The organism is Pseudonocardia halophobica, assembly GCF_050948485.1.
GTDB lineage: Bacteria > Actinomycetota > Actinomycetes > Mycobacteriales > Pseudonocardiaceae > Pseudonocardia > Pseudonocardia halophobica.
Window position 1 is genome coordinate 6776378 of the sequence record NZ_CP192046.1, and the last position, 15629, is coordinate 6792006.

General features: G+C 70.6%; 9 protein-coding genes. 2 read left to right on the forward strand and 7 right to left on the reverse strand.

The window, feature by feature from the left end; all coding sequences use genetic code 11:
- Positions 1 to 509: 509 nt before the first annotated feature.
- Both ACQP04_RS32335 and rpoB read right to left on the reverse strand, forming a co-directional pair.
- Complete coding sequence (locus tag ACQP04_RS32335) at positions 510 to 4412, reverse strand: DNA-directed RNA polymerase subunit beta' (RefSeq protein WP_433504257.1); 3903 nt, start codon at positions 4410 to 4412, stop codon at positions 510 to 512.
- A gap of 36 nt (positions 4413 to 4448) precedes the next feature.
- Positions 4449 to 7958, reverse strand: a complete 3510-nt coding sequence (rpoB, locus tag ACQP04_RS32340; RefSeq protein ID WP_433504258.1) for a DNA-directed RNA polymerase subunit beta — start codon at positions 7956 to 7958, stop codon at positions 4449 to 4451.
- A gap of 663 nt (positions 7959 to 8621) precedes the next feature.
- Between rpoB and ACQP04_RS32345 the strand changes: the two genes are divergently transcribed.
- Together ACQP04_RS32345 and ACQP04_RS32350 are read left to right on the forward strand one after the other, a co-directional pair.
- The gene (locus ACQP04_RS32345) at positions 8622 to 9596 is read left to right on the forward strand and encodes a cyclase family protein (RefSeq protein WP_433504259.1); all 975 of its coding nucleotides are present in this window, start codon (positions 8622 to 8624) and stop codon (positions 9594 to 9596) included.
- A gap of 8 nt (positions 9597 to 9604) precedes the next feature.
- The gene (locus ACQP04_RS32350; protein ID WP_433504260.1) at positions 9605 to 11269 is read left to right on the forward strand and encodes a class I adenylate-forming enzyme family protein; all 1665 of its coding nucleotides are present in this window, start codon (positions 9605 to 9607) and stop codon (positions 11267 to 11269) included.
- Between the two features lie 110 nt (positions 11270 to 11379).
- On the opposite strand, the gene rplL is transcribed toward ACQP04_RS32350, so the two are convergent.
- From rplL to ACQP04_RS32375, 5 genes are all read right to left on the reverse strand, one after another.
- The gene (gene rplL / locus ACQP04_RS32355) at positions 11380 to 11772 is read right to left on the reverse strand and encodes a 50S ribosomal protein L7/L12 (protein WP_433504261.1); all 393 of its coding nucleotides are present in this window, start codon (positions 11770 to 11772) and stop codon (positions 11380 to 11382) included.
- 48 nt (positions 11773 to 11820) lie between these two features.
- Positions 11821 to 12390: a 50S ribosomal protein L10 gene (rplJ, locus tag ACQP04_RS32360; RefSeq protein WP_433504262.1), complete on the reverse strand. Its 570-nt coding sequence runs from the start codon at positions 12388 to 12390 to the stop codon at positions 11821 to 11823.
- 314 nt (positions 12391 to 12704) lie between these two features.
- Positions 12705 to 13691 (reverse strand): hypothetical protein, encoded by a 987-nt coding sequence (locus ACQP04_RS32365; protein ID WP_433504263.1) that lies wholly within the window; start codon positions 13689 to 13691, stop codon positions 12705 to 12707.
- A 57-nt stretch (positions 13692 to 13748) separates the two neighbouring features.
- On the reverse strand, positions 13749 to 14339 hold the full coding sequence (locus tag ACQP04_RS32370) for a hypothetical protein (RefSeq protein WP_433504264.1): 591 nt from the start codon (positions 14337 to 14339) through the stop codon (positions 13749 to 13751).
- Positions 14340 to 14401: 62 nt separating this feature from the next.
- On the reverse strand, positions 14402 to 15628 hold the full coding sequence (locus ACQP04_RS32375) for an MCE family protein (protein WP_433504265.1): 1227 nt from the start codon (positions 15626 to 15628) through the stop codon (positions 14402 to 14404).
- Position 15629: the final 1 nt, after the last annotated feature.

Consider the following 15629-nt stretch of genomic DNA (forward strand, 5'->3'; position numbering starts at 1 on the left):
CGCTCGGGCGACCCGGCGCACGCTCTCCCTTCCCGCCGAGGCGCGACACACCCGCCCGCGCGCCGCACACCCTGTCGACCGGATGTGCGGCTGACCTGCCGGTTGTGAGGCCCGTTCCCAAGGAGTGTGGCGAGCAGGACCAGGTGTGCGAGGCGCACCGGAGGCGGCTTGCACACCCCGACCGGTGTCGCACACCTCGACGGGCGTCGGCGCACCTCGCAGGGTTCCCGCACCTCGCAGGGTTCCCGCACCTCGCAGGCCTCCCACACCTCACTGGACGTCCCACACCTCGCGGACCTCACACACCTCGCAGGGCCTCCCGCACCTCGCACGCTTGCCGGGCTCGCACACCCCGGAAGGCGGCGCACACCCCGGAAGGCGGCGCACACCCCGGAAGGCGGCGCACACCTCCACGGGACCCCGCACACCGTCGCGGCTCGAGAACGGCGACGGGGCCGGCGCCCGAAGGCGCCGGCCCCGTCTGACCTCGTGCGGACTACGCGGTGCGACTAGCGGTAGTCGCGGCCGAAGTCGTAGTCGTCCAGCGGCACCGCGGCACCGGTGCCCGTGCCGAACACGTCGGGGCTGTAGTAGCCGTCGTCGTAGCTCGGCAGCGCGTAGGCGGCCGCGCGGGCCTCCTCCGTGGGCTGCACCTGGATGTTGCGGTACCGGCTGATCCCCGTACCGGCGGGGATCAGCTTGCCGATGATCACGTTCTCCTTCAGCCCGACGAGCTTGTCGCGCTTCCCGTTGATCGCGGCGTCGGTGAGGATCCGGGTGGTCTCCTGGAACGAGGCCGCGGACAGCCACGACTCCGTCGCCAGCGAGGCCTTGGTGATCCCCATGAGCACCGGACGGCCGGAGGCCGGCTCGTTGCCCTCGGCGACCACGCGCCGGTTCTCCGACTCGAACTCGCCCCGCTCGGCGAGGGCGCCGGGCAGGAACTCGGTGGCACCCGAGTCGATGATCGTGACCCGGCGGAGCATCTGCCGGACGATCACCTCGATGTGCTTGTCGTGGATGTCCACGCTCTGCGTGCGGTACACCTTCTGCACCTCACGCACCAGGTGCAGCTGCACCTCGCGCGGGCCCATGACGCGCAGCACCTCGTGCGGGTCCGCCGTGCCCTCGAGGAGCAGCTGACCGACCTCGACGTGGTCGCCGTCCCGGAGCGGGCGCTCCTCGCCGTCGACCACCGTCATGGCGAGCCACTGCCGCTTCGACAGCTTCTCGTAGACGATCTCCTCGCCCCCGTCGTCCGGGATGAGAGTGATCTTCCAGAAGCGGTCGCCGTCCTCGATGCGGATGCGGCCGTCGACGTCCGCGATCGGCGCCTTGCCGCGCGGGACACGGGCCTCGAAGAGCTCCGTGACACGCGGCAGACCGGTCGTGATGTCGTCGCCCGCGACACCGCCCTGGTGGAAGGTACGCATCGTCAGCTGCGTACCCGGCTCACCGATGGACTGGGCCGCGACGATGCCGACCGCCTCGCCGACGTCGACCAGCTTGCCGGTCGCCATGGAGCGGCCGTAGCAGGTCGCGCAGATGCCGGTGGCCGACTCGCAGGTCAGCGCGCTGCGCACGCGGATCTGCCGGACGCCCGCCGCGACCAGCGCGTCGAGCGCCGGGTCGCCGAGGTCGCCGCCCTTGGCCACGATCACGTTGCCGTCGGCGTCCGTGACCTCCTCCGCCGAGCTCCGCGCGTACACCGACGTGCGGATGTAGCGGTGCGGGATGAGGCGGCCGTCGGCCGTCTCCTCCGTGACCGGCATGGTGACGGCGCGGGAGGTGCCGCAGTCGACCTCGCGGACGATGACGTCCTGCGAGACGTCGACCAGACGACGGGTCAGGTAACCCGAGTCGGCGGTCCGCAGCGCGGTGTCCGCCAGACCCTTCCGGGTGCCGTGCGTGGAGATGAAGTACTCCAGCACCGACAGGCCCTCGCGGAAGTTCGCCTTGATCGGGCGGGGGATGTACTCACCCTTGGGGTTGGCGACCAGACCACGCATACCGGCCAGCTGCCGGACCTGCGTCATGTTGCCCGCCGCCCCGGACTTCACGATCGTGGGGATCGGGTTGTCCTCGGGGAAGTTGTCCTCCATGGCCTTGGCGACCTCTTCGGACGCCTGGGTCCAGATCTTGACCATCTCGTCGTTGCGCTCCTGGTGGGAGAGCGCACCGCGCTGGTACCGCTTGTTGACCTGGTCGGCCTTGGCCTCGTAGCCGTCGAGGATCTCCTGCTTGTTCGGCGGGACCACGACGTCGTCGATCGCCAGCGTGACACCGGACCGGGTGGCCCAGTAGAAGCCGGCGTCCTTGAGGCGGTCGAGCACCTGCGCGACCTCGGTCATCGAGTAGCGCTCGGCCAGGTCGTTGATGATCGCGGCCTGACGCTTCTTCGGCAGCGGCTCGTTGACGAACGGGTAGTCCGCCGGGAGCAGCTCGTTGAACATGACCCGGCCGAGGGTCGTCTCGGCGCGCCAGACGTCCCCCTCCTCGAGCTCGGTGCCCGGGGTCGGCGAGACGCCGGGGAGCCGGATCTTGATCGGGGCCTGCAGGTGCAGCGTCTTGCGGTCGTAGGCCATGACGGCCTCGGCCTCGGAGCTGAACGACTGCCCGGCGCCCACGGCGTCCGGCCGCTCCCGGGTCAGGTGGAACAGACCCGTGACCATGTCCAGACGCGGCATGGCGAGCGGGCGGCCCGACGCCGGCGACAGGATGTTGTTGCTCGAGAGCATCAGCACCCGGGCCTCGGCCTGGGCCTCGGCCGACAGCGGCAGGTGGACCGCCATCTGGTCACCGTCGAAGTCCGCGTTGAACGCCTCGCAGACCAGCGGGTGCAGCTGGATGGCCTTGCCCTCCACCAACTGCGGCTCGAAGGCCTGGATGCCCAGGCGGTGCAGCGTCGGCGCGCGGTTGAGCAGCACGGGGTGCTCGGAGATGACCTCCTCGAGCACGTCCCACACCTGCGAGCGGCCGCGCTCGACCATCCGCTTGGCGGACTTGATGTTCTGCGCGTGGTTCAGGTCGACCAGGCGCTTCATCACGAACGGCTTGAACAGCTCCAGCGCCATCTGCTTGGGCAGGCCGCACTGGTGCAGCTTCAGCTGCGGGCCGACGACGATGACCGAACGGCCGGAGTAGTCGACGCGCTTGCCGAGCAGGTTCTGGCGGAACCGGCCCTGCTTGCCCTTGAGCAGGTCGGACAGCGACTTGAGCGGCCGGTTGCCCGGGCCCGTCACCGGACGGCCGCGGCGGCCGTTGTCGAACAGCGCGTCGACGGCCTCCTGCAGCATCCGCTTCTCGTTGTTGACGATGATCTCGGGCGCGCCGAGGTCGATCAGTCGCTTGAGGCGGTTGTTCCGGTTGATGACGCGGCGGTACAGGTCGTTCAGGTCGCTCGTGGCGAAGCGGCCACCGTCGAGCTGCACCATCGGGCGCAGGTCCGGCGGGATGACCGGGACGCAGTCGAGCACCATGCCCATCGGCGAGTTGCCGGTGGACTGGAACGCGGCGACGACCTTGAGGCGCTTGAGGGCGCGGAGCTTCTTCTGCCCCTTGCCGCTGCGGATGATCTCCCGCAGCTTCTCGGCCTCGGCCTCGATGTCGAAGTTCTGCAGCAGCGTCTGGATGGACTCCGCACCCATGGCGCCGGTGAAGTAGTCGCCGTACCGGTCGTAGAGCTCGCGGTAGAGCCCCTCGTCCGCGATCAGCTGCTGCACGTCCAGCTTGGTGAAGGTGGTCCAGATCTCGTCGAGCCGGTCCAGCTCGCGCTGGGCGCGGTCGCGGAGCTGGCGCATCTCGCGCTCGCCACCCTCCTTGACCTTCCGGCGGACGTCGCTCTTGGCGCCCTCCGCCTCGAGCTCGGCCAGGTCGGACTCGAGCTTCTGGGCCCGGGCCTCCAGGTCGCCGTCGCGGCGCTGCTCGACCCGCTTGCGCTCCACGCTCATCTCGTTCTCGAGCGTGGACAGGTCCTGGTGGCGCAGCTCGGTGTTCACCGAGGTGATGGCGTAGGCGGCGAAGTAGATGATCTTCTCGAGATCCTTCGGCGCCAGGTCGAGCAGGTAGCCCAGCCGGCTCGGCACACCCTTGAAGTACCAGATGTGCGTGACCGGGGCGGCCAGCTCGATGTGGCCCATGCGCTCACGCCGCACCTTGGCGCGGGTGACCTCCACGCCGCAGCGCTCGCAGATGATGCCCTTGAACCGGACGCGCTTGTACTTGCCGCAGTAGCACTCCCAGTCGCGGGTCGGGCCGAAGATCTTCTCGCAGAAGAGGCCGTCCTTCTCGGGCTTGAGGGTGCGGTAGTTGATGGTCTCCGGCTTCTTGACCTCACCGTGCGACCACTGGCGGATGTCCTCGGCGGTGGCCAGGCCGATGCGCAGCTCGTCGAAGAAGTTGACGTCGAGCAAGATGTGTCCTTCTCGTTGTCTCGGCTCTGGGCTGGGTCAGTTCACGACGTCGTCGACGGACATCGAGTCCGAGCCCGGGCGGCTGGACAGGTTGATGCCCAGGTTCGCCGCCGCGCGCTCGAGGTCCTCGTCGTCCGTGTCGCGCATCTCGATCGCCGCGCCGTCGCTGGAGAGCACCTCGACGTTCAGGCACAGCGACTGGAGCTCCTTGAGGAGCACCTTGAACGACTCCGGGATGCCCGGCTCGGGGATGTTCTCCCCCTTGACGATGGCCTCGTAGACCTTGACCCGGCCCACCACGTCGTCGGACTTGATGGTGAGCAGCTCCTGCAGCGTGTAGGCCGCGCCGTACGCCTGCATCGCCCAGCACTCCATCTCGCCGAAGCGCTGGCCGCCGAACTGGGCCTTACCGCCGAGCGGCTGCTGGGTGATCATCGAGTACGGGCCGGTCGACCGCGCGTGGATCTTGTCGTCCACCAGGTGCGCCAGCTTCAGGATGTACATGTAGCCGACGGCCACCGGGAACGGGTACGGCTCGCCCGAGCGCCCGTCGAAGAGCTGCGCCTTGCCGTCCGGGCCGACCATGCGGTCGCCGTCGCGGTTCGGACGCGTGGACCCGAGCAGCCCGGTGATCTCGTGCTCCTTGGCGCCGTCGAACACCGGCACCGCGGTGTTCGTGTTCGGCGGCACGGAGTAGAGCTCCTCGGGCATCATCTTCGCCCAGTCCGGGTTGCCGTCGATCTCCCAGCCGGACTTGGCGATCCACCCGAGGTGGGTCTCCAGGACCTGGCCGATGTTCATGCGTCGCGGCACACCGTGCGTGTTCAGGATGATGTCGACCGGCGTGCCGTCCGGCAGGAACGGCATGTCCTCGGCCGGCAGGATCTTGCCGATGACGCCCTTGTTGCCGTGCCGGCCGGCGAGCTTGTCGCCGTCCGAGATCTTGCGCTTCTGGGCCACGTAGACGCGGACCAGCTCGTTGACGCCGGGGGGCAGCTCGTCGTCGTCGTCCCGGGAGAAGACCCGGATGCCGATGACCTTGCCGTTCTCGCCGTGCGGCACCTTCAGCGAGGTGTCGCGGACCTCGCGCGCCTTCTCGCCGAAGATCGCGCGGAGCAGCCGCTCCTCCGGGGTCAGCTCGGTCTCGCCCTTCGGGGTGACCTTGCCGACCAGGATGTCGCCGGGCTGGACCTCGGCGCCGATCCGGATGATGCCGCGCTCGTCCAGGTCCGCGAGGACCTCCTCGGAGACGTTCGGGATGTCCCGGGTGATCTCCTCGGCGCCGAGCTTGGTGTCCCGGGCGTCGATCTCGTGCTCCTCGATGTGGATCGAGGTGAGCACGTCGTCCTGCACGAGGCGCTGCGACAGGATGATCGCGTCCTCGTAGTTGTGGCCCTCCCACGGCATGATCGCCACGAGCAGGTTCTTGCCCAGCGCCATCTCGCCGTTCTCGGTGCACGGCCCGTCGGCGAGCACCTGGCCCACCTCGACCCGCTGGCCCTCGTCGACGATCGGCTTCTGGTTGTTGCAGGTGCCCTGGTTGGAGCGCCGGAACTTGTTCAGCCGGTACGTCTGGCGGGTGCCGTCGTCCGACATGACGGTGATGTAGTCGGCGCAGAGCTCCTCGACCACGCCCGCCTTCTCGGTGACGACGACGTCGCCGGCGTCGACCGCGGCGCGCAGCTCCATGCCGGTGCCGACCAGCGGCGCCTCGGAGCGGAGCAGCGGCACGGACTGGCGCTGCATGTTCGCGCCCATGAGGGCGCGGTTCGCGTCGTCGTGCTCGAGGAACGGGATGAGCGCGGTCGCGACCGACACCATCTGCCGCGGCGAGACGTCGATGTACTCGACGCCCGTCGGCGGGATCAGGTCGACCTCGCCGCCCTTCCGGCGGACCAGGACGCGGTCCTCGGTGAACGAGCCGTCCGAGTTCAGCGGCGCGTTCGCCTGCGCGATGACGAAGCGGTCCTCCTCGTCCGCGGTCAGGTAGTCGATCTGCTCCGTGACGACGCCGTCGACGACCTTGCGGTACGGCGTCTGGATGAAGCCGAACGGGTTGACCTGCGCGAACGTGGAGAGCGAGCCGATCAGGCCGATGTTCGGGCCCTCAGGGGTCTCGATCGGGCACATGCGGCCGTAGTGCGACGGGTGCACGTCCCGGACCTCGAAGCCCGCGCGCTCACGCGACAGACCGCCCGGGCCCAGCGCGGACAGGCGCCGCTTGTGGGTCAGGCCGGCCAGCGGGTTGTGCTGGTCCATGAACTGGGACAGCTGCGAGGTGCCGAAGAACTCCTTGATCGCGGCCACGACGGGCCGGATGTTGATCAGGGTCTGCGGCGTGATGGCCTCGACGTCCTGCGTGGTCATGCGCTCGCGGACGACGCGCTCCATCCGGGACAGGCCGACGCGGACCTGGTTCTGGATGAGCTCGCCGACCGTGCGCAGGCGCCGGTTGCCGAAGTGGTCGATGTCGTCCGTCTCGACCGGGATGTCGGTCTCGCCGTCCTTGGCCTTCATCGAGGTCTCACCGGCGTGCAGGCGGACGAGGTACTCGATGGTGGTGGCGATGTCCTCCTCGGTCAGCGTGCCGACCTCGGTGGGCTCCGCCAGGCCCAGCTTCTTGTTGACCTTGTAGCGGCCGACCTTCGCCAGGTCGTAGCGCTTGTCCTTGAAGAACAGGTTCTCGAGCAGCGTCTGGGCGCTCTCGCGCGTCGGCGGCTCGCCCGGGCGCAGCTTGCGGTAGATGTCGAGCAGCGCCTCGTCCTGGCCGGCCGTGTGGTCCTTCTCCAGGGTGGCGAGGATCGTCTCGGAGAAGCCGAAGCGCTCCTGGATCTGCTCGGTGGTCCAGCCCAGCGCCTTGAGCAGCACGGTGACCGGCTGGCGGCGCTTGCGGTCGATGCGGACGCCGACGGTGTCTCGCTTGTCGACGTCGAACTCCAGCCACGCGCCGCGGCTGGGGATGACCTTGACCGAGTAGACGTCCTTCTCGGTCGTCTTGTCGATGGCGTGGTCGAAGTACACGCCCGGCGACCGGACGAGCTGCGACACGACGACGCGCTCGGTCCCGTTGATGATGAAGGTGCCCTTGTCGGTCATCACCGGGAAGTCGCCCATGAACACCGTCTGGCTCTTGATCTCGCCGGTGGTGTTGTTGGTGAACTCCGCGGTGACGAACAGCGGGGCGCCGTAGGTCATGTCCTTGTCCCGGCACTCCTCGACGGAGGCCTTGACCTCGTCGAAGCGCGGGTCCGAGAAGGACAGCGACATGGAACCCGAGAAGTCCTCGATGGGAGAGATCTCCGTGAGGATCTCCTCGAGACCCCCGACCGGGTTCTCGTCCCCCGCGTCGATCCGGCGCTGGAACCACGCCTCGTCGCCGACCAGCCACTGGAAGGACTGGATCTGCAGGTCGAGGAGGTCCGGCACCTCGAGCGGCTCGGCGATCTTCGCGAACGAGACTCGGGTGGGTGCGCCAGGGAAGTTGGGGTTCGCCGAGACGACGCTCCCCGGGTTCGCAGTGGTCACGGTGGCGCGGGAGACAGCCAAGATGCGTCCTTCCGAGAACTACGCTCTCGTCTGGCGGGCACTGCCCCCGAGGCGCTACCGTTCGGCGTCACCGCACCGGTACCGGTCCGGCGATCTGGCGACGTGTCGGGTGTGGCCGGGGAGCTGAACTCGCCGTTCGTTGTCAGAACGCCACGCTCCGACCAGGTCCGCCGAGCACCCTGGCGGACCTTCCGGACCCGGCCTTCTCGACCGGCGGACTTCCGACAGCGTGCACGCCGAACCTGGGCGGAGGCAGCGCAAAGAGTCAGTCTAGCCGCGAAGGCAGCCGCTGTCGAGACACGTCGCTCAGCTCACCACCGGAGCCAAGCACCGTGACGTAAGAGTGACCCGGCAGGCGCACCGAGTCAAGACCGTACGCGTCGGTAAGTGGTCCCTCCCGGAGGACGACCGGCAGCTCAGGGCTCCCGGTCCCCCGGTGGACCGTCCGTCGGCGGGCCCGCGGGCCCGGCCTGCCGCCCGTCGCGCCGCACGGAATCACTCGTCCGGAGCAGCGGGGGGTGGGTTCGGGTCCCAGGGTACGCCCCGGCCCGATCCTCCGGTCGGGCCGCCTCGCCCACCGGCCTTGACGCCCGCAGACGGCCGACAGAAGGATCGGGCGTGATCATGCACCTGCCTCACACCCGTTGACGAAGGGGTCGACGAATGGCTGAGAACACTGTGCCGACGATGGCCGAGCTGCTGGGCACGGACGCCCCCACGAACTGGGGGAAGTGGGGTCCCGACGACGAGCTGGGTTGCCTGAACTACCTCGACGCCGGCGAGGTGCTGCGCGGCGTGCAGCACATCAGGTCGGGCCAGGTCTTCACCCTGCAGATCCAGATGGGCCGCACCGAGAGCCCCGGGGACCCGATCTGGCCGGGCCGCAAGGCCATGTCCCGGCAGAACGAGCTCGACGAGTCCACCTGGGACTCCCCCGCCGCGCCGGCCTTCCCCGGCGGGCTGCACTACGCCGACGACACCGCCCAGATCTTCCTGCAGGGCTCGACCCAGTACGACGCCCTCGGCCACGTCTGGTACGACGGCAAGCTCTGGAACGGCTACGACGCCCGCACCACCATCGACGCCATGGACAAGGCCTCGGTGCTGCCCATCGCCGAGAAGGGCGTCGTCGGGCGCGGCGTGCTCATCGACATGGCCCGGCACCGCGGCAAGCAGTGGCTCGACAAGGGCGAGACCTTCGACCACACCGACCTCGAGGCCGCCGCCAAGAACCAGGGCGTGGAGATCGAGCCCCACGACATCCTGGTCGTCCGGACCGGCTGGATGAAGTACTGGTACGAGCTCAACGACCCCGAGACCTTCTACGACGGCTTCGTCGAGCCCGGCCTGACCTACTCCCGCGAGCTCGTCGAATGGTTCCAGCAGCGCGAGATCCCGAACCTCGTCACCGACACCATCGCCAACGAGGTGACCGCCGACCCGAACTCCGGCGTCGCGCTGCCCCTGCACTGTGCGCTGATGCGCAACCTGGGCGTGACCCTCACCGAGATCGCCTGGCTCGACGACCTGGCCGACGCCTGTGCCGCCGACAACCGCTGGTCCTTCCTCTACGCGGCCGCCCCGCTGAAGGTCGTGCACGGCACGGGCGCGCCGGTCAACCCCATCGCCATCCGCTAGGAGACCCGGTGTCCGTCTACGACGACAAGCCCTGGCTCGCCCGCTACGACGAGGGCCAGCCCACCTCGATCACCCCCGAGTTCCCGGACATGCTGGCGCTGTTCCGGGCCACCGTGGAACAGCACGGCGACCGGGACGCGATCCGCTACTTCGACGGAAGGATCACCTACCGCGAGCTCGACGAGCTGTCCGACGCCGTCGCCGCCGGCCTGCTCGACTCCGGCTTCTCCGCGGGCGAGCGCGTCGCGCTGTTCCTGCAGAACGACCCGCAGTACGTGATCGCGCTGGTCGGCACGTGGAAGGCGGGCGGCATCGCCGTCAACGTCAACCCCATGAACCGCGAGCGCGAGCTGCACCTGCTGCTCACCGACTCCGGGGCGAGCGTGCTGGTCACGCTCGAGAGCCTGTACCGGGACGTCGCGTCGAAGGTGGTCGGCGACACGTCCGTCCGGACGGTGCTCACCACCAGCGAGCTCGACCACCAGACCCGGAACGACGCGCGCATCCTCGGCGGCGTCGAGCGCATCGGCGCGGTCGACGGCACCGTCGACCTCGGCGAGCTCGTGGAGCGCTTCCGCGGGCAGCGGCCGCCGGCGGTGTCCTTCGACCCGCAGGACACCGCGGTGCTCACCTACACCTCGGGCACCACGGGCCCGCCCAAGGGCGCCATGAACACCCACGCCAACCTGGTGTTCAACTCGCAGACCTACCGCGGCTTCTGCGAGCTCGGCCCCGACGACGTCGTCCTCGGGATCGCGCCGCTCTTCCACATCACCGGGCTCATCGGGCACGTCACGATCGCCATGCTGCTCGGGGCGCCGCTCGTGCTGTTCCACCGCTTCGAGCCGTCGGCGGCGATCGACATCATCCGCGAGGAGCGGCCGACGTTCACGGTCGGCTCGATCACCGTGTTCATCGCGCTGATGAACGCCCCCAACGCCGACCAGGACGCGCTGCGCACGCTCGACAAGATCTGGTCCGGCGGGGCGCCCATCCCGCCGTCGACGGTGAAGGCCTTCCAGCAGGCGTTCGGCCAGTACATCCACAACATCTACGGGCTCACCGAGACCACCTCGCCCAGCCACTGCACCCCCAGGCACGCCGAGGCGCCGGTCGACGAGGCCTCCGGGGCGCTGTCGGTGGGCGTGCCGGTCTACGACACCGTCGTGCGGATCGTCGGCGAGGACGGGCAGGACCTCCCGCCCGGCGAGGTCGGCGAGATCGTCACCACGGGCCCGCAGGTCGTGAAGGGCTACTGGAACAAGCCGGAGGAGACGGAGCGGGCGCTGCCCGGCGGCTCCCTGCACACCGGCGACGTCGGCTACATGGACGACCGCGGCTGGTTCTACATCGTCGACCGCAAGAAGGACCAGATCAACGCGGGCGGCTACAAGGTGTGGCCGCGCGAGGTCGAGGACGTGCTCTACGAGCACGAGGCGGTGCGCGAGGCGGCCGTCGTCGGGGTGCCCGACGAGTACCGCGGCGAGACCGTGAAGGCCTTCGTCAGTCTCCGGGCGGGCAAGCAGGTCACCGCCGAGGAGCTGATCGCCTTCGCCAAGGAACGGATGGCGGCCTACAAGTACCCGCGGCAGGTCGAGTTCCTCGACGAGATCCCGAAGACGGTCAGCGGCAAGCTCCTGCGCCGCGAGCTGCGGGACCGCGAGAACTCCTGAGAACGCACGAACGGCACTTCCGCGCGAGCGGAAGTGCCGTTCGTGGACCCGCCGGCGCCGCCGGGGGCGGCGTCGCGGCGGGGATCAGGCGGCGCTGATCATCCTCTGGCTCAGGCCAGGGAGACCTTCGCGCCGGCCTCCTCGAGCTTCGCCTTGGCGGCGTCGGCCGCGTCCTTGGCCACACCCTCGAGAACCGGCTTCGGGGCCGCCTCGACGAGGTCCTTGGCCTCCTTCAGGCCGAGGCCCGAGACCAGCTCGCGGACGACCTTGATGACCTGGATCTTCTTGTCGCCGGCGGCCTCGAGGACCACGTTGAACTCGTCCTTCTCGGCCTCGGCCTCGGCCGGGGCGGCACCGGCGGCGGGGCCCGCGGCGGCGACGGCGACCGGGGCGGCCGCGGTGACCTCGAAGGTCTCCTCGAACTTCTTCACGAACTCGGCGAGCTCGATGAGGGTGAGCTCCTTGAACGCGTCGAGCAGCTCGTCGCTGGACAGCTTCGCCATCTCTGGCTCCTTCTCGTGTGTCTGGGGTGTATCTGGGGTGGAGCCGATTCAGCTCTCGGTGGGGGCGGCGGTGTCGTCCTGGCCGCCTTCGGCGGACGCGCCCTCGGCGGCCCGCTTGTCGGCCAGGGCCTGGGCCAGACGCGCGACCTGCGACGCCGGGGCGTTGAACAGGCCCGCGGCCTTCGCCAGGTTGCCCTTCATGGCGCCGGCCAGCTTGGCCAGCAGGACCTCGCGGGACTCGAGATCGGCCAGCCGCTCGACCTCCGCGCCCGACAGGGCGCGGCCGTCCATGTAGCCGCCCTTGATCACCAGGCCCTTGTTGTCCTTGGCGAAGTTCTTCAGCGCCTTGGCGGCGTCGACCGCCTCGCCGGTGACGAACGCGATCGCCGTCGGGCCGGCCAGGAGCTCGTCCAGACCGTCGACGCCGGCGTCGGCCGCCGCCCGCTTCACCAGGGTGTTCTTGGCGACGCGGAAGCTGGCGTTCTCGCCCAGGGCGCGGCGCAGCTGGCTCAGCTGAGCCACGGTGAGGCCGCTGTACTCCGTGACCACCGAGGCGGACGCGCCCCGGAACCGGTCGGCGATCTCTTCGACCGCCTCGACCTTGTCGGGTCGTGCCATGTGATGCCTCCTCTCGGGGTGTCGGTGTGCCACCGCGTCCCGAGACCCAGGAGACGACGAACGCCCCGTGCGCAGGGCACGGGGCGTGAGGTGCGGGCGCGCGTGCGCGCCCGGGCTGCTTGCCTCGTCCTCCTGCGCGGGACGCCCGCGGCTGCGGGGCCTTCGTGACCACCGGCGGGGCCGGTGGGTCAGACCTGCGGTCTTCGGTGGAACCGGCATCGAGCATACGCACCCCGGCGACGCCCCCGCCGCCGGGGTGCCCGTTCTCGGGCGACGGGGTCGGCGCGCCGCTACGCGACGGTGCAGACGCGCCGCTACGCGACGGCGACGTCCGCGATCTTCCAGGTGCCGTCGACGAGCTGCCCGGTCACCGTGAGCCGGCCCGCGGCGGCGACCTGCTGGCCCGCCTGGTCGCTCGCGGCGCGGGTGGCCTGCTGGTCGAGGAAGACCACCAGCACCGCGCGGTCCCCGGTGATCGACTCCACGGCGGCCTGCGAGATCGTCGCGGTGACCACGGCCTGCTGCTCCGGCGCGAGCTTGCGGACCTCGCCGAACAGTGCGTCGAACTGCTGGCCGAACTCCGGCGTGATGACCTCGCGGGCCGCGGCCTCGTTCTGGTCGAGCCGGGTGTAGTCGTACGAGTAGACGGTCTTGACCGCGTCGCCGAGCTGCTGGCTGACCTGGGTGGTGGCCGCGACGTCGACCAGCGCGGTGTTCTGCGCCGCGGGCGACTGCCGCAGGGTCCACCAGCTCACGCCGGCCAGGACCGCGAGCGCCAGCGCGACCACCGTGACGCCGGCGAGGATCGTGGTGCCCCGCTTCGTCCGGGGCGGGGCCGGGACCCGCAGCAGGTCCGTGAGCCCGCGCCGGGGCCGGTCGTCCCCCGCCGCCTCCCCTGCCGTCTGCGCTGTCGTCTCCGCGGGCTCCCCGAAGGCCTCGGCGCGCTCGCGGCGGGCACGCCGGGCACGACGGGCGCGGGCGCCGTCCGGTCGCTCCGCCGTTCCGGTGTCCCCGGCGCCGTCCGCCTCCTCCGCGGCCGGGACGGCGACGGTCTCCGCCTCGTCCTCGACGGCCGGGGCGGTGAGCGCCTCGGTCTCCGGCTCGAACAGGGCGTGCCGGCTGTCCGCGCGGGTGACGTCCGGCCGGACCTCGGTCTCGGCGGTCTCGCCCGGCGCGTCCGGGCGTCCGGTGTCGGGCCGGCCGGTGTCCGGGCGGCCGGCGACACGCGGGCGGCGGATGCCGGTGGTGGCGCGGCGGCGGGACGCGGTGGCGGGGACGGGCTTGCGGGGCTGGGGGGACATGGTGACCTCCTGGGGGCCGTCGGTCGACCGGGTGCGGGTCGGGCGGGTGGGCCCGGCTCAGCCGCTCTGTCCGGGGGCGCGGATCGGCGCGAGCTTGCTGACCTTCCAGCCGTCGTCCGTGCGGCTCATCTCGAGCTGCAGGCGCTGCCGGGTGGGGATGGGCTGCTGCCCGTCCGGGGTCACCGTCACGTCGACGCCCACCAGCACCCGGGCGACGCCCGCGCGGTCGTCGAGCTCGCCGACCGCCGCGTCGGACACGGTCGCCGTGGTGGTCCGCTTGGACTGGGCCACGAACTGCGCGTACTGCGCCCGGTTGGTGCGGAACTCGTCGAGGACCGCGCCGGTGGAGGTCTGCTCCCACCGGTCCAGGCCGCCGTCGACGTCGTGCCAGTCCAGCGTGTTGAGGCTGATCGCGGACTGCCGGGCCGCGACGAGCACGTCGTCGCGCGCCTCGGCGAGCTTCCGCTCCCCGCTCAGCATCGTGGTCAGCCACAGCACGCCGAACACGATCGCCGCGACGACCGCGACCGCCGCCGCGACCTGCAGGGCCCGCGGTCCGCCGACCCGCCTCCTGCCGCCCGACGGCCCGAGGTCGGGCCGGTCGGCGGGCGTCGTGTTCGCCGTGCTCTCGGTCGTGCTCGCAGTCATTGCGGGACTCCATCCGGCCGTGGGGCGTCGGCCATCGGGGGTGTGGCGTGCGGGACCGGCCGTCAGGCCAGGATCCCGGCGGGTGTTCCGAGGGGGAGCGGGTTCAGCGGTTGCGGGTCGTCGGAGCCCGCCGGGAGCAGGAGCCCCGCGGACGGGTTGCCGGTCGTGCCGGGCTTGGCGCGGGGGGTCGTCGAGTGCGGCGCCGGGGGAGCGTTCTGGGCACCGCGGACGCTCGTCGGACTCCCCTGTGGCTCGGCACAGTACGCCTTCTTGTTGACGGGGATCTCCTTGACCTCGTCCCCGGACCGGTGCTTGGTGCCCTGGTAGCCGTACACGCAGGGGAAGGGATCGAAGAAGTTGAGCACCAGGCCGAGGTGCGCGGTGCCGTCGTTGGGCGCCGCGGTGTAGCCGTTGGCCATCACGCCGGGGTATGTCACCAGCAGCTGCTCCAGGTTGGACTGCCGGGGCTCGGCGATCCGGGCGACCGTGAGCAGGTTGGCGACGGTCGTGGACAGCCCGCCACCGCTCTCCCGCAGCAGCCCGCGGATCTGGTCCGCGGCCTCGGGCGCGGTGTGGATCAGCCGCCGCAGGTCCGGGTCGGACTCCTTGAGCTGCTCGGCGAGCAGCTTCAGGCTCGAGCTGAAGTCGGCGAACTGCCCGGCGACCTCGTTCTGCGTGGTCAGGACCGTGCGGCCGTCGCTCAGGAGCGCGGTGGTCTGCGGCAGGGCGTCCGTGGCCGCCTTCGTGAACTCGCTGGTGGTGTCGAGCAGCTTCTGCAGCGGGACGCCGCTGTTGGCGAAGCCCTTGCCCAGCTCGTCGACGACCGTGCGCAGGCTCTCCAGCGGCACCGACCGCACGAACCCGTCGAGGCTCGTCACGACCTGGTCCACCTGCACCGGCGTGCTCACCCGGGTCAGCGGGATGACCGAGCCGGACTCCAGGCCGGGGCCGGAGTCGCTGGCCGGCTGCAGGTCGACGTACTGCTCGCCGATCGCCGACAGGTTCCGCACGGCGGCGGTCACGTCGGCGGGGATCTCCGGGCCGCCGCGCTCGAGGTCGAGCTGCGCGTCGACGCCGTCGGCGGTCAGGGTCAGCGGGCCGACCCGGCCGACGCTGACGCCCCGGTAGGTGACGTCGGCGCCGGTGAAGATGCCGCCGGAGTCGGCGAGCTTCATCGTGACCGGGTAGGTCGTGGCGCCGAAGATCGCGCCGAAGTTCGCGTAGCGGAAGCCGGTGTACCCGACTCCGACCAACGTGACCAGCAGCAGCGCGAGGAGCTGCCACCTCATG

Excerpts from the sequence above, each read along its gene's own strand:
- ACQP04_RS32345 (WP_433504259.1), top strand. The coding sequence starts at position 8,622 with ATGGCTGAGAACACTGTGCCGACGATGGCCGAGCTGCTGGGCACGGAC.
- rplL (WP_433504261.1), bottom strand. The coding sequence starts at position 11,772 with ATGGCGAAGCTGTCCAGCGACGAGCTGCTCGACGCGTTCAAGGAGCTC.
- rplJ (WP_433504262.1), bottom strand. The coding sequence starts at position 12,390 with ATGGCACGACCCGACAAGGTCGAGGCGGTCGAAGAGATCGCCGACCGG.
- ACQP04_RS32365 (WP_433504263.1), bottom strand. The coding sequence starts at position 13,691 with ATGTCCCCCCAGCCCCGCAAGCCCGTCCCCGCCACCGCGTCCCGCCGC.
- ACQP04_RS32370 (WP_433504264.1), bottom strand. The coding sequence starts at position 14,339 with ATGACTGCGAGCACGACCGAGAGCACGGCGAACACGACGCCCGCCGAC.
- ACQP04_RS32375 (WP_433504265.1), bottom strand. The coding sequence starts at position 15,628 with ATGAGGTGGCAGCTCCTCGCGCTGCTGCTGGTCACGTTGGTCGGAGTC.